Below are 22,083 nucleotides of genomic sequence, written 5' to 3'. Positions count from 1 at the left end.
ATCGGTTCCACGGGGACCCGGCTGTCCACAGGCTGTGCGTAATCTCGCAACGCAGCGCCACCACCGGGCGGGACGGGCGGGGCAGGGCAGGCGGGGGCGGGGGGAAAGCCGTGTGCACGCCCGCACCGGCGCACGGCATGATCCGCGCATGACGCATACGGCGAACCAGGGCGACCGGGACGGCCGCCAGGACGGCGACCGGGACAGCGGCGGGGACGGCGGGCAGGACAGCGGCCAGGGCCGGGAGGAGTCGCCGCAGCAGCGGCTGCGGGCCCGGCGCAGGGCGGCCCTGCGGGCGGCCGGACGCGTCCTGTCGCGCGGCGCCGCCCTGGGCACCCTGGCGGAACGCCTCGCCCTGCTCCAAGAGGCCGCTCCCGAGGTCCACGACCTGGACGAGCCCACGGACCTCTACGGCGACGGGATCGTGACGGCCCTGGAGGAGCGGGTCGCCGCGCTGCTGGGGACGGAGGCCGCCGCGTTCTTCCCGACGGGCACGATGGCCCAGCAGGTCGCCCTGCGCTGCTGGGCGGGCCGTACCGGCAACCCGACGGTGGCGCTGCACGCGCTCGCCCACCCCGAGGTGCACGAGCGCAACGCCCTCTCCGTGGTCAGCGGTCTGCGCACGGTGCGGCTGACCGGCGAGCCCCGGCAGCCGACGGCCGACGAGGTGCGCTCCTTCGAGGAGCCGTTCGGCACGCTCATGCTGGAGCTGCCGCTCAGGGACGCGGGTTTCGTGCTGCCCACCTGGGAGGAGCTGACCGAGCTGGTCGCGGCGGCACGCGAGCGTGACGCGGTGGTGCACTTCGACGGCGCGCGCCTGTGGGAGTCCACGGTCCACCTCGGCCGTCCGCTGGACGAGATCGCCGCCCTCGCGGACAGCGTCTACGTGTCGTTCTACAAGTCCCTCGACGGCTTCGGCGGTGCCGCGCTCGCCGGGCCGAGCGGCCTGGTCGAGGAGGCGAAGACCTGGCGGCACCGGTACGGCGGCGCGGTCTTCCAGCAGTTCCCCACCGCCCTGTCGGCGCTGATCGGCCTGGAGCGTGCGCTGCCCCGGCTGCCCTCCTACGTGCGGCACGCGCGCCTGGTGGCCGCCGCGCTGCGCGAGGGGCTGGCCGCGTCGGGCGTGGCGTGGGCGCGCGTGCACCCCGAGGTGCCGCACACCCACGAGTTCCAGGTCTGGCTGCCGTACGAGGCCGACGTGGCGGCCGAGGCGGCGGTGCTCCAGGCCGAGGAGACCGGGGTGATGCTGTTCACCGGCTCCTGGCAGGCCGGCGGGCCCGGTCTGTCGTTCACCGAGGTCACGGTCCGCTCCGACGGCCTGGAGTGGACGGCGGACGACGTACGGGCGGCCGTCGCCGGCTTCGTCGTACGCGCGGAAGCGGTGGCGGACCGCCGGTAGCGGCGTTGTCAGTGGGTGGGTGCACCATGAGGACATGAGCGTCAGCATCGACATCGCGGGGCTGCGGCCGGAGAGGGTGGCCGTCGTGCCCTCTCCGCTGGCCGAGCTGGGGATGGCGCTGCACGCCCTGTCCGAGCCCGGCCACCACCCGCGCCTCCAGGGCTGGGCGACGGGCGTGACCGCCCGCCTCGACCCGCACCTCGCCGACCGGATGTGCGAGGCGGACTTCCTGTGGCGCACGACCTTCTCGGACATCTTCCTGCCGTACGCGGGCCTGCCGGGCAGTGCCGTGCTCCCCGGGGCCACGCTCGCGGAGGACCTCGACCTCCTGGACAAGCTGACGGACGAGCAGTTCGTGGACGCGGCCCTGGAGTTCATCACCTGCTCGCTCGACTACGACACCCGCACGCCCGACCTCCTCGCCGACAGCTCGCTGCGGCCGCGCGCCCTGGAGGCGGCCGCCTACCGCGGCCCGCAGCAGGTGCGCTTCACCCAGCGGCTGTTCGACGACCCGCCCGGCGTCCGCGCGTGGGTGCGGCGCTTCCTGGAGGACTGCGACGAGGCGTTCTTCGGGGAGGCGTGGGCCCGGCTCACCCACCAGCTCGCGGCGGACGCCCGGCACAAGACCGAGCTGCTGCGGCACAAGGGGCTGGCCGAGGCGCTGGCCGCGGTGTCCCCGGTGGTCACGCTGGACGAACCCGCCGGGCGGATCGTCGTGGACAAGCTGCTGGAGGGCCGCACCTCGCTGCGGGACGGCGGGCTGCTGCTCGTGCCGACCAGCTTCGGCTGGCCGCACCTCAGCGTGCTGCACCGGCCCGGCTGGCAGCCCGTGCTGCACTACCCGGTGGGCTCCCCCGACCCCGCCGTGCCGCCGTCGGTCGAGCAGCTCACCCTGCGGCTGACGGCCCTGTCCCACCCCGTGCGCATGCGGATCTGCCGCTTCCTGGCGCGCAGCACCTACACGACGAGCGAGCTGGCCCAGGCGCAGGGCATGACGGCCCCCGAGATATCCCGGCACCTCGCGGTGCTGAAGAAGGCCGGTCTGGTCACCACCCGCAGACGCGGGCGGTACGTGCTGCATCAGCTCGACGTGGCGGTGGTGGCCCGCCTGGGCAGCGACTTCCTGGAAGGCGTCCTCAGATAGCGCGCGCGGGTCGGGCGGGCCCCTGGCGTGCGGGTCAGCCGTGGCCCCCGCCGCCCGCGCGGACCAGCCCCGTCTCATAGGCGAGGACGACCACCTGCACGCGGTCGCGCAGCCCCAGCTTGGTCAGGATGCGGCCCACGTGCGTCTTGACGGTCGCCTCGGACAGCACGAGCCGGGCCGCGATCTCCCCGTTGGACAGCCCCTGGGCGACCAGGATCATGACCTCGCGCTCGCGCTCGGTGAGCCGCTCCAGCTCCTTGTGCCGGGGTTCCTGGCCGGTGGACGGCAGCATCGGCGCGAACCGGTCGAGGAGACGCCGCGTGGTGGAGGGGGCGACGACGGCGTCCCCGCTGTGCACCGAGCGGATCGCGGCGAGCAGCTCCCCGGGCGGCACGTCCTTGAGCATGAAGCCGGAGGCGCCCGCCTTCAGCCCGGAGAACGCGTACTCGTCGAGGTCGAAGGTGGTCAGGATCAGCACCTTCGGTGGCTCGGGCTCCGCGCAGATCCGCCGGGTCGCCTCCACGCCGTCCAGCTTGGGCATGCGGACGTCCATCAGGACGACGTCGACCGCCGTGGAGCGCACCACCTGGAGGGCCTCGACGCCGTCGCCCGCCTCGGCCACGACCTCCATGTCCGGCTGGGCGGCGAGCACCATCCGGAACCCGGTGCGCAGCAGCACCTGGTCGTCGACGAGCATCACGCGGATCGTCATCGGGTCCTCTTCCGTGGGTCGGTTCTCTGTGCGGGGGGCGTGGGGCAGAGCCAGGGGGCGTGACAGGTGTCAGTGAGGGGCGTGCGTTCGCGTCAATGCGCCGGTTTGAGCGGGAGCAGGACGCTGATGCGGAATCCTCCGCCCGGCCGCGGTCCCGCGTCCAGGGTGCCGCCGACCATGCCGACGCGTTCGCGCATACCGATCAGGCCGTGGCCCTGGCCGTCGACGCCGCCCTCCTCGTACAGCTCGTGCGGGGCGCCCTTGCCGTCGTCCTCGACGAGCAGGCCGAGGCCGTCGTCGAAGTAGACCAGACGCACACTCGCACCCGCGTTCGGCCCGCCGTGCTTGCGCGTGTTCGTCAGGGCCTCCTGGACGATGCGGTACGCGGTCAGCTCGACGCCGCTGGGCAGCGGGCGCGGGGTGCCCTCGATCTTGAAGTCCACGGGCAGCCCCGAGCCCCGGCACTGCTGGACGAGGTCCTCTATCTGCTCGACGTCCGGCTGCGGCACGTACTCGCCGCCCTCCTGGTGCTCGCCGGTGCGCAGCACGCCCAGCAGGCGGCGCATCTCGGCGAGGGCCTGGCGGCCGGTCGAGGAGATCGTCTCCAGCGCCTTCTTCGCCTGGTCGGGGGCGGCGTCCAGGACGTACGCGGCGCCGTCGGCCTGCACCACCATCACCGACACGTTGTGCGCGACGACGTCGTGCAGCTCGCGCGCGATCCGGGCGCGCTCGGCGGCCACCGCGACCTTCGCCTGCGCCTCCCGCTCCTTCTCCAGGCGCGCCGCGCGCTCCTCCAACTGGGCGAAGTACGCGCGCCGGGTGCGCATCGAGTCGCCCAGCACCCAGGCGAGGGCGAACGGCACCGTCTGGAAGACGATGACCGCGACCTGACCCGGCACGCTCGCGTTCTCGTGCGGCCAGCGCAACTGCGCCAGGGTGGCCGCGCACAGGGCCATCACCAGCGCGAGCCGGGACGCCCAGCGGGCGCCGTTCGCCGCGACCGTGTAGACGATCACCAGCAGCGCGAAGTCGGCCGCCGTGACCCCCACGTTCAGCACGAGCTGGGCCAGCCCGAGCGCGGCGGCGAGCACGAGCATCGCCTCAGGCATCCGCCGCCGCAACGCGATGACCAGGCACAGCAGGAACACGACCGGCACCAGCAGCGCCGTGGAGTCGGTGCCGCCCCGATCCTGACCGGCGGTTCCGGCGGCCGCGGTGATCCCGAAGAGGACGAGGGCCCAGAAGCCGTCGACCCCGGTCGGGTGTCTGCGGAGGAAGTCATAGAGGCGCTGCACGTGACCCAGCGTAGGGAAGCGGGATGTGTGCGGGGGTCAACCGGAGGGCCGATCCGTCCCCGACGCGTGTACTCCGCAAGGTGGAGGCCGTGATCACCTGTACGCCTAGTCTGTCCGGGTGGTGCGAGACGGGACCGGTTCCGGCGGATGGCGCGGATGGCGTGCGGCGACACGGTCCGCCCTGTACGGGACGGACGGCGAGGGCGGCAGCGGTACGGGTGACAGCGACGCCCGTGGCTTCTACCGGCGGCCGGAGGGCCCCGCCGGGCACTTCCGTACGTCCGTCCACGCGTCGCCCCTGTTCGCCACGGCCGTGGCCCGCCTGCTGTGCCGGGTCGACGAAGCGCTGGGCCGGCCGGGGACGCTGGACTTCGTGGACATGGCCGCGGGGCGGGGCGAACTGGTCACCGGGGTGCTCGCCGCGCTGCCCGCCGACGTGGCGGCCCGCACACGCGCGTACGCCGTCGAGATCGCCGGCCGCCCCGAGGGCCTCGCTCCCCGGATCACCTGGCTGAGCGCGCCCCCGCCGCAGGTCACCGGGCTGCTCTTCGCCAACGAGTGGCTCGACAACGTGCCCGTGGAGGTCGCCGAGGTCGACCCGGCGGGCGTCCCGCGCCTGGTGCTCGTACGGGACGACGGCACCGAACGGCTCGGGGACCCCCTCTCCGGGGCGGAGGCCGAGTGGCTCGCGCGCTGGTGGCCGCTGCCGGCCGAGGAGGGCCTGCGCGCGGAGATCGGCCTGCCCCGGGACCTCGCGTGGGCGGCCGCCGTCTCCTGTGTCGCGCGCGGGCTCGCGGTGGCGGTGGACTACGGCCACACCGCCGACGCCCGGCCGCCCTTCGGCACGCTCACCGGCTTCCGCGAGGGACGCGAGACGGCACCCGTACCCGACGGCTCGTGCGACATCACGGCCCATGTGGCACTGGACGCGTGCGCGACGGCGGGGGCGGACGCTCCCGGTCCCGCGCCGCTGCTCACCCAACACGCCGCCCTGCGCGCCCTCGGCATCACCGGCGCGCGCCCCCCGCTCGCGCTCGCCGGCACGGACCCCGCGGCCTACGTCCGCGCCCTCGCGGGTGCCGGGGAGGCCGCCGAACTCACCGCGCCGGGCGGCCTGGGCGACTTCGCGTGGCTCCTCCAGCCGGTCGGCATCGCGAACCCGCTGCCGCGGGAGCCCGCCTGACCGTCCGCCCGGCGGCCGCTCGTCCCGCCGCGCGGGCTGCTTGCCGCCGCGCGGGCTACTTGTCGATGTCCCCGACCACGAAGAACATCGACCCCAGGATCGCCACCATGTCCGCGACGAGCGTGCCCGGCAGCAGCTCGGTCAGCACCTGGATGTTGTTGTAGGAGGCCGACCGCAGCTTCAGCCGGTACGGCGTCTTCTCGCCCTTGCTGACGAGGTAGTAGCCGTTGATGCCGAGCGGGTTCTCGGTCCACGCGTACGTGTGCCCCTCGGGCGCCTTGAGGACCTTCGGCAGCCGCTGGTTGATCGGGCCGGGCGGCAGCTCGGCGATCCGGTCCAGACAGGCGTCCGCGAGGTCGAGCGCGTTGTGGGTCTGACCCAGCAGGCACTCGAACCGGGCGAGACAGTCCCCCTCGCTCCGGGTGACCACCTTCAGGGTGTCCGCCAGCTCCCCGTAGGCCAGGTAGGGCTCGTCGCGGCGCAGGTCGAAGTCGACGCCCGCGGCGCGCGCGATCGGCCCGCTCACGCCGTACGCGTGGACGGCGCGGGGCGTGAGCGTGCCCACCCCGCGCGTGCGGCCCCGGAAGATCTCGTTGCCGAGGACGAGGTCGTCGTAGACGTCCATGCGCGAGCGCACCGCGGAGACGGCCGCACGCGCGCGTGCCGTCCAGCCGGCCGGGAGGTCCTCCTTGAGGCCGCCGACGCGGTTGAACATGTAGTGCATGCGCCCGCCGGAGACCTCCTCCATGACGTTCTGGAGCACCTCGCGCTCGCGGAACGCGTAGAAGACCGGGGTGATGCCGCCGAGTTCCAGCGGATAGGAGCCGAGGAACATCAGGTGGTTGAGGACCCGGTTCAGCTCCGCGAGGAGCGTGCGGGTCCACACCGCGCGCGGGGGGACCTCCATGCCGAGCATCCGCTCGACGGCGAGGACCACGCCCAGTTCGTTCGAGAAGGCGGACAGCCAGTCGTGGCGGTTGGCCAGCATGACGATCTGCCGGTAGTCGCGCGCCTCGAACAGCTTCTCCGCGCCCCGGTGCATATAGCCGATCACCGGTTCCGCGTGCTGGATGCGTTCGCCGTCCAGCACCAGCCGCAGCCGCAGCACGCCGTGCGTGGAGGGGTGCTGGGGGCCGATGTTCAGCACCATGTCGGTGCTCTCCGCGGCCCCGCCGATCCCGACCGTGGTCTCCGTCGTAGGAGTCATGAGCCCAGTCTCCCCTACGTACGCTGGCCGTATGGAGACGGGGAGCGCGGTGGGCGAGGAGACGGCGGCGGACGGGCCGGTGTGGACCGGACTGCCGCCCGGGCTGCTGCGGATGCGGCGGCTGCTGCTGGTGGTGTGGCTGGGGCTCGCGGCCGTCGCCGTCGGGGTGCCGCTCGGTCTGTTCGCGGGGCCCGGGTGGGCGGCGTTCGCGCTGCTGCCGCTGGCCGGGATCGGCTGGGGCTGGGTGCTGCTCGGCCGCAACTGGCGGTCCTGGCGCTACGCCGAGCGCGCCGACGACCTGCTGATCAGCCGGGGTGTGCTGTGGCGGGAGGAGACCGTGGTGCCGTACGGGCGGATGCAGCTCGTGGAGGTGACCTCCGGGCCCGTGGAACGGCACTTCGGGCTGGCCAGCGTGCAGCTCCACACGGCGGCCGCCGCCACCGACGCGACCGTCCCGGGCCTGGACCCGGCCGAGGCGGAACGGCTGCGCGACCGGCTCACGGCACTCGGCGAGGCCCGATCGGCGGGGCTGTGACGACGCGGGGGGCCGCGGGAGGGCCTCCGTCGGAGGGCGGTGCGTCGTCCGCGCGTGGGCCGTCACCCGAGGGCGGGTCGGCAGCCGAGGGCAGACCTGCAGCCGAGGCCGGGCCATCACCCGAGCGTGGCTCGTCACCCGAGGGCGGGCCTACAGCCGAGGCCGGGCCATCGTCCAAGGGCGGACCGTCAGCCGAGCGTGGGCCCGCAGCCCAGGGCGGGCCCGCTGCCGAGCACGGGCCGGCAGCCGAGGCGGGCGGCGTGCCCCGTGAGCCCTCCGCGCGGCCGCCCGTCACCGAGCGGCGGCTGCATCCCGTCACGCCGTTCCGGCGGGCGTGGGCGCCGCTCGCGGTGCTTGTCGGCTGGGCCGCGCACGATCCGAACCAGGCGCAGCAGCAGCTCACCCGGCTGACCACCACGACCCTGCTGGTCGCGCTCGCCGTACTGCTCCCGGCGGCCGCCGCGTACGGCTTCCTGACCTGGTGGTTCACCCACTTCGCGGTGACCGACAGCGAGTTGCGCATCCGTACCGGTTTGCTGTTCCGGCGCACCGCGCACATCCGGCTGGAGCGCATCCAGGCGATCGACGTCACCCAGCCGCTCCTCGCGCGCGTCGCGGGCGTGGCCAAGCTGCGGCTCGACGTCGTCGGGGCGGCGAAGAAGGACGAGCTGGCCTTCCTCGGCGAGGAGGAGGCCCGCGCGCTGCGCGCCGAACTGCTCGCGCGGGCGGCCGGGTTCGCGCCCGAGACGGCGCACGAGGTGGGCGAGGCGCCGGCACGCGAACTCGTGCGCGTACCGGCGCGCGAGCTGGCGATCGCGCTCGCGCTGACCGGCGCGACCTGGGGCACGCTGGCCGCCGCGCTGGTCGTCCCGCCCCTGCTGTGGCTGGCCACGCACAGCATGGTGACGGTCCTGGCGAGCGGGCTGCCGCTGCTGGGCGCGGCGGGCGCGAGCAGTGTGGGCAGGTTCGTCGCCGAGTACGACTGGCGGGTGGCCGATTCCCCGGACGGGCTGCGCATCGACCACGGGCTTCTGGACCGCGCCCACGAGACGGTGCCGCCGGGGCGCGTGCAGACCGTGCGGATCGTCCGGCCCCTGCTGTGGCGGCGGCGCGGCTGGGTGCGGGTGGAGCTGGACGTGGCCGGGTCGTCCAACTCCGTGCTGCTGCCGGTCGCCCCGCGCGCGGCGGCGGAGGCGGTCGTCGCGCGCGTGCTGCCCGGTGTCACCGTCCCGCCGGACGAGGCGCTGTCCCGCCCGCCGCGCCGGGCCGGGCGGTGTGTGCCGGTGTGGTGGCGGGGCCACGGGATCGCCGTCACGGACGCGGTGTTCGCGGCGCGCCACGGACTGCTGAGGCGGCACCTGGCGCTCGTCCCGCACGCCAAGGTGCAGAGCGTACGGCTCTCCCAGGGGCCCTGGCAGCGCCTCTGGCGGCTCGCGGACGTCCATGTGGACACGGGAGCCGACAAGACCGTCACGGCCCGGCTGCGGGACGCTCAGGAGGCCGCGGAGCTGCTCCGCGGTCAGGCCGAACGGTCCCGCACCGGGCGCCGGGACGCGCGGCCCGACCGCTGGATGGCTCAGGAGACGGCTCAGGAGACGGCGCTGCGCAGTCCCTGAAGGTCGATCTGCTCGGTCTCGTCGTGCGCGGTCAGGTCGATCACCTGGCCCACGCCGCGCGACTCCTCACCGGCGGGCTTGAACTCCGCCTCCGCCTCGGCCTTGTGCAGGGCGAGGGCCTCCTGTCCGACCACGTCGGCGAGGTCCTCGTTCTGCACGTCCGCGAGGGCGTCGGACGGCGCCTCGCTCTTCGTGCCGAAGAAGTCGAAGCCGCCCTCGGCGGTGGGACGCCGGATCGGCGGCGTGGCGGGGACGACGGCGACGGCGGTCGGCACCGTGAAGTGCCCGGAGGGCCGCACCACCGGCCCGGCCGGACGCCGCACCAGCTCGGCCGAACCCGAGGACACCGGGGCCGGGGCCGGGGCCCGCGCGGGCTCAGCGGGGCTGCTCTCGGACTGCTCGGCGGCCGGGGCGGCCTCCGTGGTCGAAGCGACCGGGGCGGTCGGGACGTTCGGGTGGGGGGCGGCCGCGCGCGTGTGCTCGACGGCCGCCTCGGACTTCCCCTCCGCCTCGTCCTCCCGCGCGGGTTCCGCGTCACCGTCGGCGGCATCCGTCGCGGTCTCGGTGACGACCGCCTTCGCCGCGGCCTCCGCACCGGCCGGGTCGTCGTCCTTGGCGGCCTTGGCAGCCTCGGCGGCCTTGACGTTCGGCGTGTCCTCGGCGAGCTTCACCGCGTCCGGGTCGAACTTGCCCAACGCCGCCTGCGCGCGCAGGAACAGCTTGGAACCCTCGGGGGAGAAAGCCGCGGGGGCGTCCGCCTCGTGCGCGGCGTCCTCGTCGTCCTCATCGCCGTCGGCGGCCGCCTCAGGGACCTCGGACTCGTCGGTGTCGTCGGCGGCGTCGGCCGACTCGTCCAGCTCGGCCGTCTCGTCCAACTCGCCCGCGTCAGCCGCGTCATCGGCGGCGACCGTCTCATCAGCCTCGGTCTCGGTCCCGACCTCGGCCTCGGCCGCCTCGACCCCGTCGACCGCCTCGACCGCGTCGTCCTGCGCCGCACGCGCCGGGGGCAGGGCCGCGGGCGGTGCGGTGGTCTCTATCTCCAGCAGCCGGCGGCCCTCCAGGGCGGTCGCCCGCTCGGTCTCCGCGGTGGCGTACCGGCGCAGCAACGCGGCGTGCTCGTTGCGCAGGCCGGCCAGCTCGGCGCGCTTGGCACGCAGCCGCTGTTCCAGCTTGACGCGCAGCTCGCGCGATTCGTCGAGGTCGGTCTCCAGTTCGGCGACCCGTTCCTCGAAGCGCCACTCGTCGCTCGCCCGCGCGCGCGTGAGGTCGGCGACCTGCCGGCCCGCCTGCGTGTCCCAGCGGCGCATGACGAACGCGCCGACGAGCGCCGTGGCCGCGGCGGCCGCGGCCAGACCTCGGAGCACCATGGGCTCCGTGAACAGCCATGGTCCCAGGGCGCAGACGACCGAGACACCTGCGATAGCCGAGGGAGGCAGCAGCCTGTGCAAAGGCGGGGAATGGCGGTGACGTCCACGTGGCATGGCCAGAAACTTACCGCGCGTAGGCGATTGTTGGCGCCCCGCCCCACAAAAAGCTGCCATACCGAAGCCTTCACAGGACATCGGGAAACAGAGCGGTCACGCATTCAACGGAAATCAAGATCATTTACGGTGCGGAACGGCCGTTCACGCCCCGGTCAGACGCCCGCTGATCCACTCCAGCGTCGGCGGGATCTCCCGCCGCCAGGTGTTGAAGTTGTGTCCGCCGCTTTCGAGGATGATCGACGAGATCCGGGTCCGCTGCGTGGCCTTCACCTCGTCGATGAACTTCAGCGTGGCCTTGTAGTTGGATTCGCCCACTTTGCTGCTCGTGACCAGCAGGGAGGTGTCCGGGGCGGAACGGTTCTTCAGAAACCAGTGCAGATCCGCCTCGTCGCGCAGCGTGCGGTTCCCGTGGAAGAGGTCGCCCGTGGTCGGATCGATCGGCGCCTTGTAGTACGCCGACAGGCCCGCGCCCGCCGCGTACACGTCCGGGTGATGCATCGCCAGCTTCAGCGCGCAGTAGCCTCCCGTGGAGTCCCCGATGATCCCCCAGCTTCCCGGCTTCCTGCCGACCCGGTAGTGGGCCGTCACGGCTTCCGGCAGGTCCTCGGCGAAGAACGACTCGGTCTGCGGCCCGTCCGGGATGTCCACGCACTCCGTGTCGCGCGGCGGCGCGACCGTGGGCCGCAGCATCACCAGGATCATCGGCTGCATCCGCCCGTCCTTGGCGAGCTGCCGCGCGGTGCGCGGGTAGTGCAGCTTGTCCACCAGCGCCTCGGCCGTCCCCGGGTAGCCGGTGAGCACGACCGCCGCGGGGAACGTACGCGTGCGGTTCGCCGGGTCGAAGTACTCCGGCGGCAGGTACACGTACGCGGGCGTGGCGATGCGTGTCGTACGGCCGTTGAGGGCCACCTTCTGTATCTGCCCGCCGAACCGCGGCCGGCCGCCGCCCCCGTCGACCTGACGGGTGTCGACGACCCGCAGGAGCCCCTCCGGCGCCCCGCCGCCGCCCGCGTGGTCGACGACCACGCCGACCTCCGTCTCCCGGCCCAGGAGGTCCGCCCAGCTCGCGTAGAAGCCGAATGCCTGGTTCGCGGAGAGGCCCACCGACACGAAGACCGCCAACTGCGTGGCGAACAGCAGGCCGACGCGCCCGCTGACGGCCCGCCAGGTGCGCCGCGCGAGGCGCGGCCACAGCCACACCGTGCCGACGAACAGCACGACGGCGAACGCGATCGACAGCAGCAGCAAGGTGTTGCTCGTGAGACCCATGCGGTGGTTTCCTGCCTGCTCTCCGTCCGGACACAGGCCCGTCCCCCCGACTCCTTCGCGAGGGCTTGTCCCGGACTTTCCTTGGCCTTTTCGGTGGCTTTGAGAAGCTGAGTGAACCTCTCCCCCCGAGACACCGTCCTAGAGGGCGCAATGTCGCCGGATGCCCGAATCGGCACCGGGTCCAAGGTCTCTCGCGGAACTACGGGATGCGATGTCTGTCAGGGAAGATGGGGAAATGTCGGGCGGGGTTCCGAACCGATCAAGCAGGGTGCGGCGGCTCGTGCGCGGTCCGCGCCCCGAGTCCGTGCCCGCCCTCGTCGGCAGAGCCTGTGCCCTCGTCGGCCTGGTGGACGTGGCCGCGGGCGTCTTCCCCCGGTTCAGGCACAGCCGTATGCACACCCTCGCGGAGGTGCTGCCCGGCTCGTTCGGCCCCTTCGCGGCGGCGCTCTCGCTGAGCGCCGGCATCCTGCTGCTGCTCCTCGCCCACGGCCTCAAGCGCTCCAAGCGGCGGGCCTGGCGCGCCGCCGTGGTGCTGCTCCCGGCGGGCGCCGCGGCCCAGTTCGTATACCGCCACTCGGTCGTGGGCGCGCTCATCTCGATCGCGCTCCTGGTGCCCCTGCTGGTGCACCGCGACCAGTTCGCCGCCCTGCCCGATCCGCGCAGCCGCTGGCGCGCGCTCGCCAACTTCGTCCTCATGGGCGCCGGTTCCCTCGGTCTCGGACTGGTCATCGTCAGCGTCCACCCGAACCGTCTGATCGGCGACCCGAGCCTGGCCGATCGCCTGACACACGTCCTGTACGGCCTCTTCGGCTTCGAGGGCCCGGTCGACTACGCGGGCAACACCTCCTGGACGGTCGCCTTCTCGCTCGGCGCCCTCGGCTGGCTCACCGCGGTCACCACCATCTACCTGGCCCTGCGCCCCGAACACCCGGCCGCGCGCCTCACCGAGGAGGACGAGTCCCGGCTGCGCGCCCTGCTGGACCGGCACGGCCGCCGCGACTCCCTGGGCCACTTCGCGCTGCGCCGCGACAAGGCGGTCGTCTTCTCGCCCAGCGGCAAGGCCGCGGTGACCTACCGCGTGGTCTCCGGCGTGATGCTCGCCAGCGGCGACCCGATCGGTGACGTCGAGGCGTGGCCCGGGGCCATCGAACGCTTCATGGACGAGGCCAGGGCCCACTCCTGGACGCCCGCCGTCATGGGCTGCTCGGAGACCGGCGGCGAGGTCTGGACCCGCGAGACCGGCCTCGACGCCCTCGAACTGGGCGACGAGGCGGTGGTGGACGTCGCGGATTTCTCGCTCGCCGGCCGCGCGATGCGCAACGTCCGCCAAATGGTCAAGCGCATCGAGCGCGCCGGATACGAAACCCGGGTCCGACGTGTACGTGACCTCGGCGAGGCCGAGCTGGAGCGGATCAGGCGGGCCGCCGAGGACTGGCGGGGCACCGACACCGAGCGCGGCTTCTCCATGGCGCTCGGCCGCGTGGGCGATCCGGCCGACGGCGACTGTCTCATCGCCACCGCCCACAAGGCCGACGAGGTCCCCGGCCCGTACGGCGACCTCAAGGCGATCCTGCACTTCGTGCCCTGGGGCCCGGACGGCGTCTCCCTCGACCTGATGCGGCGCGACCGCGCGGCCGACCCCGGGATGAACGAACTGCTGATCGTGGCCGCGCTCCAGGCCGCCCCCCGCTTCGCGATCACGCGCGTGTCGCTGAACTTCGCGATGTTCCGCTCGGCGCTGGCCCGCGGCGAGAAGATCGGCGCCGGACCGGTGCTGCGGGCCTGGCGCGGTCTGCTGGTCTTCCTCTCCCGCTGGTTCCAGATCGAGTCGCTGTACAAGTTCAACGCCAAGTTCCAGCCCCGCTGGGAGCCCCGTTTCGTCGTCTACCGCGCCTCCGGCGACCTGCCGCGCATCGGCTTCGCCGCCATGCAGGCCGAGGGCTTCGTCGACCTCGCCCTGCCGCTGCCCCGCTTCCTGCGCCGCCGTACGAAGCCGGCACGCGTGTGTGCGCACCGGCCGGCCGAGCGGGACGTACAGGCCGCGTAGGGGTGACCGGGCAGCACCTGCGGGGTTCCGCCCCGGCCCGGGAAGCCGGGCCGGGCAGCGTCCCGGCCCGCCCCTGGGCCTACGCTGAACATATGAGCAAGCAGAGCGGACGCGGACGGGTCGCCGGTCTTCCGGAATGGGATCGCTGCGCGGTCATGGGGGTCGTCAACGTCACCCCCGACTCCTTCTCCGACGGCGGCCGCTGGTTCGACACGACGGCCGCCGTCAAGCACGGCCTCCAGCTCGTCGCCGAGGGCGCCGACCTGGTCGACGTCGGCGGGGAGTCCACCCGCCCCGGCGCCACCCGTGTCGACGAGGCCGAGGAGATGCGCCGGGTCGTCCCCGTCGTCCGCGGCCTCGCCTCCGAGGGCGTCGTCGTCTCCGTCGACACCATGCGCGCGTCCGTCGCCGCCCGGGCCCTCGCCGCCGGCGCCGCCCTGGTCAACGACGTCAGCGGCGGCCTCGCCGACCCGGAGATGATCCCGGTGGTGGCCGACGCCGGCGCCCCCTTCGTCGTCATGCACTGGCGCGGCTTCCTCGAAGGGGGCAACGTCAAGGGCGTCTACGCCGATGTGGTCGCCGAGGTCGTCGACGAGCTGCACGCGCGTGTGGAGGCCGTCCTCGCGGGCGGCGTCTCCCCCGACCGGATCGTCGTCGACCCCGGGCTCGGCTTCTCCAAGGACGCCGATCACGACCTCGCCCTGCTCGCCCACCTCGACCGGCTGCACACCCTGGGGCACCCGCTGCTGGTCGCCGCCTCCCGCAAACGCTTCCTCGGCCGCGTCCTGGCAGGCCCGGAGGGCGCACCACCCCCCGCGCGCGAACGGGACGCCGCCACGGCCGCCGTCTCCGCGCTCGCGGCGCACAACGGCGCGTGGGCCGTGCGCGTGCACGAGGTCCACGCGACGGCGGACGCGGTGCGGGTCGCGCGCGCCGTGGAAGGGGCGCGCGCCACGGAAGGGACGCGCGCCGACGACACCGCGCGCGCCGTGCGCCCCGGTGGTGCGGAAGGAGTCCGGTGAGCGCCCCCCACACCGACGTCGAAGAGGTCGAGGCCGCCAACACCGCGTTCTACGAAGCGCTGGAGCGGGGCGACTTCGAGACGGTGTCCTCGCTCTGGCTCACCCCCTCCGACCTGGGCGTCGACGAGGAGTACCACGATCCGGCGGACAGCGGCGTGATCTCCTGCGTGCACCCCGGCTGGCCGGTGCTCACCGGGCGCGGCGAGGTGCTGCGGTCGTACGCGCTGATCATGGCGAACACCGACTACATCCAGTTCTTCCTGACCGATGTCCACGTCTCCGTCACCGGCGACACCGCCCTGGTGAACTGCACGGAGAACATCCTCAGCGGCGGTCCGGCACCGTCGGACGGCGAGGAGCTGGGGCCCCTGGTGGGCCAGCTCGTCGTCGCCACGAACGTGTTCCGCCGGACCCGGGACGGCTGGAAGCTGTGGTCGCACCACGCCTCCCCGGTCCTGGCCGACGGCGAGGAGCCGGAGGACGGCGAGAAACCGGAGAGCCTGGACCACCCCGAGAACCCGGGGAACGACGACAACGGCGAGAGCCCGGTCTGACCCCCGCACCCCCGCGCCCCCACCCCCTTTCCCCCTCCCGCACCAAGAAGTGGTTGGAATCACGAACCCGCGGGTAGGCGCGGCTATCGGCCCGTGAGCCACCGGGTTCACCGAGGGAAACGCCCGGTGAAAACTGCGGTGCCGCCCCGGGCCGTGCCCGCCGGGGCCCGGCGCTGTCGGTGCTCGCAGGTAGATTCGTTCGAGGCCGCGGTGGCGCCCGCACACGCCACCGGCCGGCCGGAACCGACGATTGCAGGAGTGATGCGCGTGGATCGTGTCGAGCTGCGCGGCCTGAAGGCCCGCGGGTACCACGGTGTGTTCCCGAAGGAGCGCGAGGAGGGCCAGACCTTCATCGTGGACCTCGTGCTCGGCCTGGACACCCGCCCGGCGGCCGCCGACGACGACCTGGCGAAGACCGTGCACTACGGCATCGTGGCGGAGGAGGTCGTCGCCGTCGTCGAGGGCGAGCCGGTCAACCTCATCGAGACGCTCGCCGAGCGCATCGCCCAGGCCTGTCTCGCACACGAAGGGGTGGACGAGGTCGAGGTCCGCGTCCACAAGCCCGACGCACCGATCACCGTCCCCTTCGACGACGTGACCGTCACCATCATCCGGAGCCGAGCATGACCGCGTCCTTCACCGAGGGTCACAGCGACCCGACCGTACAGCCGGTACCCGCCTCCGTGGTCGAGCAGGTGGACGCCGCCGACACCACGCTGCACAACCCGCAGCGCGCCGTGATCTCCCTCGGCTCCAACCTCGGCAACCGCCTGGAGACCCTCCAGGGCGCCATCGACGCCCTGGAGGACACCCCGGGCGTCCGCGTGAAGGCCGTCTCCCCGGTGTACGAGACGGCGCCGTGGGGCGTCGAGCCCGGCAGCCAGCCCTCGTACTTCAACGCGGTCGTGGTGCTGAAGACGACCCTGCCGCCGTCCTCCCTGCTGGAGCGGGCGCACGCGGTCGAGGAGGCGTTCCACCGGGTCCGCGAGGAGCGCTGGGGCGCGCGCACCCTCGACGTCGACATCGTGGCCTACGCCGATGTCGTCGACGGCGACCCGCGGCTCACCCTCCCCCACCCGCGCGCCCATGAACGCGCCTTCGTGCTCGCCCCCTGGCTCGACGTCGAGCCCGAGGCCGAGCTGCCCGGCCGGGGGCCGGTCGCGGCGCTCCTGGACACGATCACCCGGGAAGGCGTCACCGCGCGCCAGGACCTGGAACTTCACCTGCCCGCGTAGTCGTTAAGGTCAAGACGACCACTGTCCTTGAGGACCCGGGGGAGCTGAAGGATCACCGTGAAAGAGCTGCGCATCAGGGTGCTGGCCGGGGTCTTCCTCGTGGCCGGCGTCCTGTCCTGGGCCGGTGCCCGTCTGTGGACCTCGATCGGGACCCTGCCCAGCGTCCCGCTGGCCGCCCCCATCGTCCTGGCCCTGATCGCGGTGGTGCTGCTGGCCACCGCGCTGTCGCTGCGCTCCCGCCTCAAGGCCCAGCGCGAGCGCCGCCCCGGCGCCAAGGGCGTCGACCCGCTGATGGCCGCCCGCGCGGTCGTCTTCGGCCAGGCCAGCGCCCTGGTCGCCGCCCTCGTCAGCGGCATGTACGGCGGCACGGGCGTCTTCCTCCTGGAGTCCCTGGAGGTCCCGGCCCACCGCGACCAGGCGATCTACGCCGGCTTCTCCGTCGTCGCGGGCATCGGCGTCATAGCAGCCGCCCTGTTCCTGGAGCGCGTCTGCAAACTCCCCGAGGACGACGACGACCACAACAACGGAGCGGCGACCCCGGCGTAAGTCAGCGCGCGCGATCCTTCAGCGCGCAATCCTTCAGCGCGCCATGATGAGACTCATCGCCTCGTTGCGCGTCGCCATGTCCCGGAGCTGCCCGCGGACCGCCGACGTGATGGTCTTGGCGCCGGGCTTGCGGATGCCCCGCATGGACATGCACATGTGCTCGCACTCCACGACGACGATCACGCCGCGCGGCTCCAGAATCTCCATCAGCGAGTCCGCGACCTGCGTGGTGAGACGTTCCTGCACCTGGGGGCGGCGGGCGAACACATCCACCAGCCGGGCCAGCTTGGACAGACCGGTGATCTTCCCGGTGGTGGACGGGATGTAGCCGACATGCGCCACCCCGCGGAACGGCACCAGATGATGCTCACACGTGGAGAACACCTCGATGTCCTTCACCAGCACCATCTCGTCGTGCCCCAGGTCGAACGTCGTGGTCAGCACGTCCTCGGGCTTCTGCCACAGCCCCGCGAATATCTCCTTGTACGCCCGCGCCACCCGCGCCGGAGTCTCCTTGAGGCCCTCGCGGTCCGGGTCTTCGCCGACCGCGATCAGGAGTTCGCGTACGGCGTTCTCGGCGCGCTTCTCGTCGAACTCGCCGATCTGGCCCTCGCCGTCCAGCGTCACGGGGTCGGTCATGTGCTGCCTCGTTCCTAGGTGTCCCACAAGGGCGTCGAAAACAGGTCATACGGAAAATGCCGCGCCCCCCAGGCTAGAACCTGGGGGGCGCGGCATCCATTCCGGGCCTGGTCAGCTCTCCGGGCGGTCCTCCGGAGCGGGCTCGGTCACCGGGGCGGGCTCCGCCGCGGTGGCCTTCGCGGTGGAGATCGCCGGAGTGGTGCCGTTCGCGCCGTTCGTCAGGGCCAGCTCCTTGGGGGAGAGCACCGGCGGACGGGTCGAGGGCGTACGGCGGGAGGAGCCGGTCCAGGCCGGCCGCGGGGGACGCTTGTGGATGGGGGCGAAGATCTCGGCGATCTCCTCCTTGCCCAGCGTCTCCTTCTCCAGGAGCTGAAGCACCAGGTTGTCGAGAACGTCGCGGTTCTCGACGAGGATCTCCCAGGCTTCGTTGTGCGCGTTCTCGATGAGCTTCTTGACTTCCTCGTCCACCAGCGCGGCGACCTCTTCCGAGTAGTCGCGCTGGTGAGCCATCTCACGGCCGAGGAACGGCTCGGTGTTGTCGCCGCCGAACTTGATGGCACCCAGGCGCTCGGTCATGCCGTACTGGGTGACCATCGCGCGGGCGGTGGCGGTGGCCTTCTCGATGTCGTTCGCCGCGCCCGTGGTCGGGTCGTGGAAGACCAGCTCCTCCGCCGCGCGGCCGCCCAGCATGTACGCGAGCTGGTCCAGCATCTCGTTGCGCGTGGTGGAGTACTTGTCCTCGTCCGGCAGGACCATCGTGTAGCCGAGGGCACGGCCGCGGGACAGGATCGTGATCTTGTGGACCGGGTCGGAGTTCGGCGAGGCCGCCGCGACCAGGGCGTGACCGCCCTCGTGGTACGCGGTGATCTTCTTCTCCTTGTCCGACATGATCCGGGTCCGCTTCTGCGGGCCCGCGACCACACGGTCGATCGCCTCGTCCAGCATGTGGTTGTCGATCAGCTTCTTGTCCGAGCGGGCCGTCAGCAGCGCGGCCTCGTTCAGCACGTTCGACAGATCGGCACCCGTGAAGCCGGGAGTGCGGCGGGCGACGGCGGACAGGTCGACGTCGGGCGCGACCGGCTTGCCCTTCTGGTGGACCTTGAGGATCTCCAGACGGCCCTGCATGTCCGGGCGGTCGACCGCGATCTGGCGGTCGAAGCGGCCGGGGCGCAGCAGCGCCGGGTCGAGGATGTCGGGCCGGTTCGTCGCGGCGATGAGGATCACGCCGCCCTTGACGTCGAAGCCGTCCATCTCGACGAGGAGCTGGTTCAGCGTCTGCTCGCGCTCGTCGTGACCGCCGCCGAGGCCGGCGCCGCGGTGGCGGCCGACCGCGTCGATCTCGTCGACGAAGACGATCGCCGGGGCGTTCGCCTTGGCCTGCTCGAAGAGGTCACGCACACGGGAGGCACCGACACCGACGAACATCTCGACGAAGTCGGAACCGGAGATCGAGTAGAAGGGGACGCCCGCCTCGCCGGCGACGGCACGCGCGAGGAGCGTCTTGCCGGTGCCGGGCGGGCCGTACAGCAGCACGCCCTTGGGGATCTTGGCGCCGACGGCCTGGAACTTGGCCGGTTCCTGGAGGAACTCCTTGATCTCGTGGAGTTCCTCGACGGCCTCGTCCGAACCGGCGACGTCCGCGAACGTCGTCTTCGGGGTGTCCTTGGTGATGAGCTTCGCCTTGGACTTTCCGAAGTTCATGACGCGGGAGCCGCCGCCCTGCATCTGGTTCATCAGGAACAGGAAGACGACCACGATGAGGACGAAGGGGAGCAGGGACAGCAGGATCCCGACGAAGGCGTTCTGCTTCGTCGGAGAGACCGTGTAGCCGTCCGGAATCTGCTTGTCCTGGTACTTGGTCTGCAGCGTGTTGGCGATGGTCACGCCCTGATCGCCGATGTAGCTCGCCTGGATCTTCGAGCTGCCCTCGATCTTCACGCCGTCTTTGAGGGTGGCCTTGATGGTCTGCTCGTCACCGGTGGTGAGCTTGGCCGACTCGACCTTGTTGTCGTTGATCGCTGCAATGACCTGGCCTGTGTCCACCGTCTTGTAGCCGCCGGACGAGCCGACGACCTGCATCAACACGACCACGGCAAGGACGGCCAGCACGATCCACATGACCGGCCCACGGAAGTATCGCTTCACGTCCATCCATACGGAGCGGTGCCGCCCCGTCCCTCCTGCCATAGTGAGTTTGATAAGACAGTTCTTCTGACGGTACCCCAGCATGGTGGCCCGAAGCCGCACAGGAGAGCCGGTGAGCCCGTCTGCCTGCTCCAACGGTGCGAAACCCGCTGGGGTTCCCGATCGCCCTACAAGACCGGCCGTCCGGCTCAGTCCGTGCCCGGGCCGGCGCTGCCGTCCGGCTCAGCCGCCGTAGACATGGGGCGCGAGCGTACCGACGAACGGCAGGTTCCGGTACTTCTCGGCGTAGTCCAGGCCGTAGCCGACGACGAACTCGTTGGGGATGTCGAAGCCCACCCACTCCACGTCGATGGCGACCTTCGCGGCGTCCGGCTTGCGCAGCAGCGTGCACACCTTGAGGGAGGCCGGCTCGCGCGAGCCGAGGTTCGACAGCAGCCAGGACAGCGTCAGGCCGGAGTCGATGATGTCCTCGACGATCAGGACGTGCCGGCCCTTGATGTCGGTGTCGAGGTCCTTCAGGATCCGCACCACGCCGGAGGACTGGGTGCCCGCGCCGTACGACGACACGGCCATCCAGTCCATGGTGACGGGGGTGGACAGCGCCCGGGCGAGGTCGGCCATGACCATCACCGCGCCCTTGAGGACACCGACGATCAGCAGGTCCTTGCCCGCGTACTCAGCGTCGATCTTCGCGGCCAGCTCGGCCAGCTTCGCGTCGATCTCTTCCTTGGTGATGAGTACCTGCTTGAGGTCGGCACCCATGTCTTTCGCGTCCACCGCATCACTTTCGGTCGTCCCACCGGCCGCCTGGCCCTCCGTGCGGAGAGCCGGGTTTCAGCCTTGCCGAATCACCAGTCTGCCACCCTGCCGCTGGGCCACGACTTTGCCGGGGAGGTTGATGACCCCCTGGCCGCGCCATCCGGTGATCAGCCGGTCGACCTCCTCGATGTGCCGGGCGAAGAGGGAACCGGCCGGCGCGCCCGCCTCGATGGCGGCGCGGCGCAGGATCCGGCGGCGTACGGCGGGCGGCAGGGCGTAGAGCTTGGCGCACTCCAGGAGGCCGGCGGCGTCCCGTACGGCGGTCTCGGCCTGGCCGGCCCAGGCGTCGAGCGCGTCGGCGTCGTCGCGGGAGAGCTGGGCCGTTCGGGCGAGGGCCTCGACGACGCCCTTGCCGAGGGCCTTCTCCAGGGCGGGCAGACCCTCGTGGCGCAGCCGGGAGCGGGTGTAGGCGGGGTCGGCGTTGTGCGGGTCGTCCCACACGGGCAGCGACTGGACCATGCACGCCTTGCGGGCGGTCTGCCGGTCGACCTGGAGGAAGGGCCGCCGGTAGCGGCCGCCGGTGCCGGAGATCTCGGCCATGCCGGACAGGGAGCGGATGCCGGAGCCGCGGGCGAGGCCGAGCAGGACGGTCTCGGCCTGGTCGTCGCGGGTGTGGCCGAGCAGGACGGCGGCGGCGCCGTGGCGTTCGGCGGCGGCGTCGAGGGCGGCGTAGCGGGCGTCTCGGGCGGCGGCCTCGGGGCCGCCTTCGCGGCCGACGGTCACGGCGGTGGCCTCGACGGGGTCGAGGCCGAGTTCGCGCAGGCGCAGGACGACCTCGTCGGCGCGCAGGTCGGAGCCGGGCTGGAGGCCGTGGTCGACGGTGACGCCGCCGGCGCGCAGCCCGAGCCGGGGGGCTTCGAAGGCGAGTGCGGAGGCGAGGGCCATGGAGTCGGCGCCGCCGGAGCACGCCACGAGGACGAGCGGCGCGGGCGGGCGCGCGTGCGAGCCCCGCGCCGGGGTGGCGGTGGGGTCGGTGGGCTGGTGGTCGTTGAGGATGTCGTGGAGTACGCGGCGGACCGCCAGGCGTATCGCCGCGACCGCAGGATGGGGACCCATTGTCCGGTTCCCTTCATGAAGTTTTGTCGGGGGTGAACCCCGGGCCGGTCACTCAGAGTGTGTAGATGGTGACAGAGCCGGGCCGTTCCCCGAGCATTGCACGCCTGCCGAGGACCCACGGTCCCTCGGACGGGTGATTGAAGGGGCGTTCGCCTGCCGTCGGCCGGATCCGGTTC

20 protein-coding genes are annotated in these 22,083 nt (G+C 72.5%); 11 read left to right on the top strand and 9 right to left on the bottom strand.

Features of this window, described 5'->3' with window-relative positions; translation table 11 throughout:
* Positions 1–148: 148 nt before the first annotated feature.
* Entirely contained in the window at positions 149–1,399 is a 1,251-nt protein-coding gene (locus AFM16_RS21905) for a threonine aldolase family protein (RefSeq protein WP_078634365.1), read from the top strand.
* Between the two features lie 34 nt (positions 1,400–1,433).
* Complete coding sequence (locus tag AFM16_RS21900; protein WP_078634364.1) at positions 1,434–2,543, top strand: DUF5937 family protein; 1,110 nt, start codon at positions 1,434–1,436, stop codon at positions 2,541–2,543.
* Positions 2,544–2,577: 34 nt separating this feature from the next.
* On the opposite strand, the gene AFM16_RS21895 is transcribed toward AFM16_RS21900, so the two are convergent.
* Complete coding sequence (locus AFM16_RS21895) at positions 2,578–3,255, bottom strand: response regulator (RefSeq protein WP_030796050.1); 678 nt, start codon at positions 3,253–3,255, stop codon at positions 2,578–2,580.
* A gap of 92 nt (positions 3,256–3,347) precedes the next feature.
* Positions 3,348–4,550, bottom strand: coding sequence for a sensor histidine kinase (locus AFM16_RS21890; protein ID WP_030796048.1), 1,203 nt, complete (start codon positions 4,548–4,550; stop codon positions 3,348–3,350).
* 118 nt (positions 4,551–4,668) lie between these two features.
* Here AFM16_RS21890 and AFM16_RS21885 point away from each other — a divergent pair, with 118 nt between their 5' ends.
* Positions 4,669–5,733 carry an SAM-dependent methyltransferase gene (locus tag AFM16_RS21885; RefSeq protein ID WP_078634363.1) on the top strand — a complete coding sequence of 355 codons (1,065 nt, stop codon included), beginning with the start codon at positions 4,669–4,671 and terminating at the stop codon, positions 5,731–5,733.
* A gap of 55 nt (positions 5,734–5,788) precedes the next feature.
* Here AFM16_RS21885 and AFM16_RS21880 read toward each other — a convergent pair whose 3' ends face one another.
* On the bottom strand, positions 5,789–6,940 hold the full coding sequence (locus AFM16_RS21880) for an NADH-quinone oxidoreductase subunit D (RefSeq protein ID WP_030796044.1): 1,152 nt from the start codon (positions 6,938–6,940) through the stop codon (positions 5,789–5,791).
* 31 nt (positions 6,941–6,971) lie between these two features.
* Between AFM16_RS21880 and AFM16_RS21875 the strand changes: the two genes are divergently transcribed.
* Positions 6,972–7,475 (top strand): PH domain-containing protein, encoded by a 504-nt coding sequence (locus tag AFM16_RS21875; RefSeq protein WP_078634362.1) that lies wholly within the window; start codon positions 6,972–6,974, stop codon positions 7,473–7,475.
* A 260-nt stretch (positions 7,476–7,735) separates the two neighbouring features.
* The gene (locus tag AFM16_RS21870; protein ID WP_078634361.1) at positions 7,736–9,091 is read left to right on the top strand and encodes a PH domain-containing protein; all 1,356 of its coding nucleotides are present in this window, start codon (positions 7,736–7,738) and stop codon (positions 9,089–9,091) included.
* Here AFM16_RS21870 and AFM16_RS21865 read toward each other — a convergent pair.
* Positions 9,064–10,572 (bottom strand): hypothetical protein, encoded by a 1,509-nt coding sequence (locus AFM16_RS21865; RefSeq protein ID WP_078634360.1) that lies wholly within the window; start codon positions 10,570–10,572, stop codon positions 9,064–9,066. The genes AFM16_RS21870 and AFM16_RS21865 overlap by 28 nt on opposite strands.
* A 144-nt stretch (positions 10,573–10,716) precedes the next feature.
* Positions 10,717–11,844, bottom strand: a complete 1,128-nt coding sequence (locus tag AFM16_RS21860; protein ID WP_078634359.1) for an alpha/beta hydrolase — start codon at positions 11,842–11,844, stop codon at positions 10,717–10,719.
* A 235-nt stretch (positions 11,845–12,079) separates the two neighbouring features.
* On the opposite strand from AFM16_RS21860, the gene AFM16_RS21855 reads away from it, so the two are divergent.
* The 6 genes from AFM16_RS21855 (at position 12,080) to AFM16_RS21830 (ending at position 17,248) form a co-directional block, all read left to right on the top strand.
* Positions 12,080–13,891, top strand: coding sequence for a phosphatidylglycerol lysyltransferase domain-containing protein (locus tag AFM16_RS21855; RefSeq protein WP_078634358.1), 1,812 nt, complete (start codon positions 12,080–12,082; stop codon positions 13,889–13,891).
* A gap of 92 nt (positions 13,892–13,983) precedes the next feature.
* Entirely contained in the window at positions 13,984–14,913 is a 930-nt protein-coding gene (folP, locus tag AFM16_RS21850; RefSeq protein WP_078634357.1) for a dihydropteroate synthase, read from the top strand.
* Complete coding sequence (locus AFM16_RS21845; protein ID WP_078634356.1) at positions 14,910–15,467, top strand: nuclear transport factor 2 family protein; 558 nt, start codon at positions 14,910–14,912, stop codon at positions 15,465–15,467. Before folP ends, AFM16_RS21845 begins: the two co-directional genes overlap by 4 nt.
* 267 nt (positions 15,468–15,734) lie before the next feature.
* Positions 15,735–16,094, top strand: coding sequence for a dihydroneopterin aldolase (folB, locus tag AFM16_RS21840; RefSeq protein WP_030796029.1), 360 nt, complete (start codon positions 15,735–15,737; stop codon positions 16,092–16,094).
* Positions 16,091–16,702, top strand: a complete 612-nt coding sequence (folK, locus tag AFM16_RS21835; protein WP_078634355.1) for a 2-amino-4-hydroxy-6-hydroxymethyldihydropteridine diphosphokinase — start codon at positions 16,091–16,093, stop codon at positions 16,700–16,702. Before folB ends, folK begins: the two co-directional genes overlap by 4 nt.
* Positions 16,703–16,759: 57 nt before the next feature.
* Positions 16,760–17,248, top strand: a complete 489-nt coding sequence (locus AFM16_RS21830; protein ID WP_030796025.1) for a DUF3180 domain-containing protein — start codon at positions 16,760–16,762, stop codon at positions 17,246–17,248.
* A gap of 33 nt (positions 17,249–17,281) precedes the next feature.
* Here AFM16_RS21830 and folE read toward each other — a convergent pair whose 3' ends face one another.
* The 4 genes from folE to tilS all read right to left on the bottom strand — a co-directional run bounded on the left by folE (position 17,282) and on the right by tilS (position 21,907).
* Entirely contained in the window at positions 17,282–17,887 is a 606-nt protein-coding gene (folE, locus tag AFM16_RS21825) for a GTP cyclohydrolase I FolE (RefSeq protein ID WP_030796023.1), read from the bottom strand.
* 111 nt (positions 17,888–17,998) lie between these two features.
* Positions 17,999–20,038: an ATP-dependent zinc metalloprotease FtsH gene (ftsH, locus tag AFM16_RS21820; RefSeq protein ID WP_030796021.1), complete on the bottom strand. Its 2,040-nt coding sequence runs from the start codon at positions 20,036–20,038 to the stop codon at positions 17,999–18,001.
* A gap of 216 nt (positions 20,039–20,254) precedes the next feature.
* The gene (gene hpt, locus AFM16_RS21815; RefSeq protein ID WP_030796019.1) at positions 20,255–20,794 is read right to left on the bottom strand and encodes a hypoxanthine phosphoribosyltransferase; all 540 of its coding nucleotides are present in this window, start codon (positions 20,792–20,794) and stop codon (positions 20,255–20,257) included.
* Between the two features lie 72 nt (positions 20,795–20,866).
* Positions 20,867–21,907 carry a tRNA lysidine(34) synthetase TilS gene (gene tilS / locus AFM16_RS21810; RefSeq protein WP_030796017.1) on the bottom strand — a complete coding sequence of 347 codons (1,041 nt, stop codon included), beginning with the start codon at positions 21,905–21,907 and terminating at the stop codon, positions 20,867–20,869.
* Between the last annotated feature and the right edge of the window lie 176 nt (positions 21,908–22,083).

It is taken from the genome of Streptomyces antibioticus (assembly GCF_002019855.1).
Lineage (GTDB): Bacteria > Actinomycetota > Actinomycetes > Streptomycetales > Streptomycetaceae > Streptomyces > Streptomyces antibioticus_B.
Note: the sequence above shows the minus strand (reverse complement) of the source record. Positions and strands in the feature narration are given on the sequence as shown.

Coding starts and splice junctions, on each gene's coding strand:
- AFM16_RS21855 (WP_078634358.1), top strand. CDS start 12,080: ATGTCGGGCGGGGTTCCGAACCGATCAAGCAGGGTGCGGCGGCTCGTG.
- folK (WP_078634355.1), top strand. CDS start 16,091: ATGACCGCGTCCTTCACCGAGGGTCACAGCGACCCGACCGTACAGCCG.
- folP (WP_078634357.1), top strand. CDS start 13,984: ATGAGCAAGCAGAGCGGACGCGGACGGGTCGCCGGTCTTCCGGAATGG.
- AFM16_RS21875 (WP_078634362.1), top strand. CDS start 6,972: ATGGAGACGGGGAGCGCGGTGGGCGAGGAGACGGCGGCGGACGGGCCG.
- AFM16_RS21895 (WP_030796050.1), bottom strand. CDS start 3,255: ATGACGATCCGCGTGATGCTCGTCGACGACCAGGTGCTGCTGCGCACC.
- folE (WP_030796023.1), bottom strand. CDS start 17,887: ATGACCGACCCCGTGACGCTGGACGGCGAGGGCCAGATCGGCGAGTTC.
- AFM16_RS21900 (WP_078634364.1), top strand. CDS start 1,434: ATGAGCGTCAGCATCGACATCGCGGGGCTGCGGCCGGAGAGGGTGGCC.
- tilS (WP_030796017.1), bottom strand. CDS start 21,907: ATGGGTCCCCATCCTGCGGTCGCGGCGATACGCCTGGCGGTCCGCCGC.
- hpt (WP_030796019.1), bottom strand. CDS start 20,794: ATGGGTGCCGACCTCAAGCAGGTACTCATCACCAAGGAAGAGATCGAC.
- AFM16_RS21865 (WP_078634360.1), bottom strand. CDS start 10,572: ATGCCACGTGGACGTCACCGCCATTCCCCGCCTTTGCACAGGCTGCTG.
- AFM16_RS21880 (WP_030796044.1), bottom strand. CDS start 6,940: ATGACTCCTACGACGGAGACCACGGTCGGGATCGGCGGGGCCGCGGAG.
- AFM16_RS21860 (WP_078634359.1), bottom strand. CDS start 11,844: ATGGGTCTCACGAGCAACACCTTGCTGCTGCTGTCGATCGCGTTCGCC.
- ftsH (WP_030796021.1), bottom strand. CDS start 20,038: ATGGACGTGAAGCGATACTTCCGTGGGCCGGTCATGTGGATCGTGCTG.
- AFM16_RS21905 (WP_078634365.1), top strand. CDS start 149: ATGACGCATACGGCGAACCAGGGCGACCGGGACGGCCGCCAGGACGGC.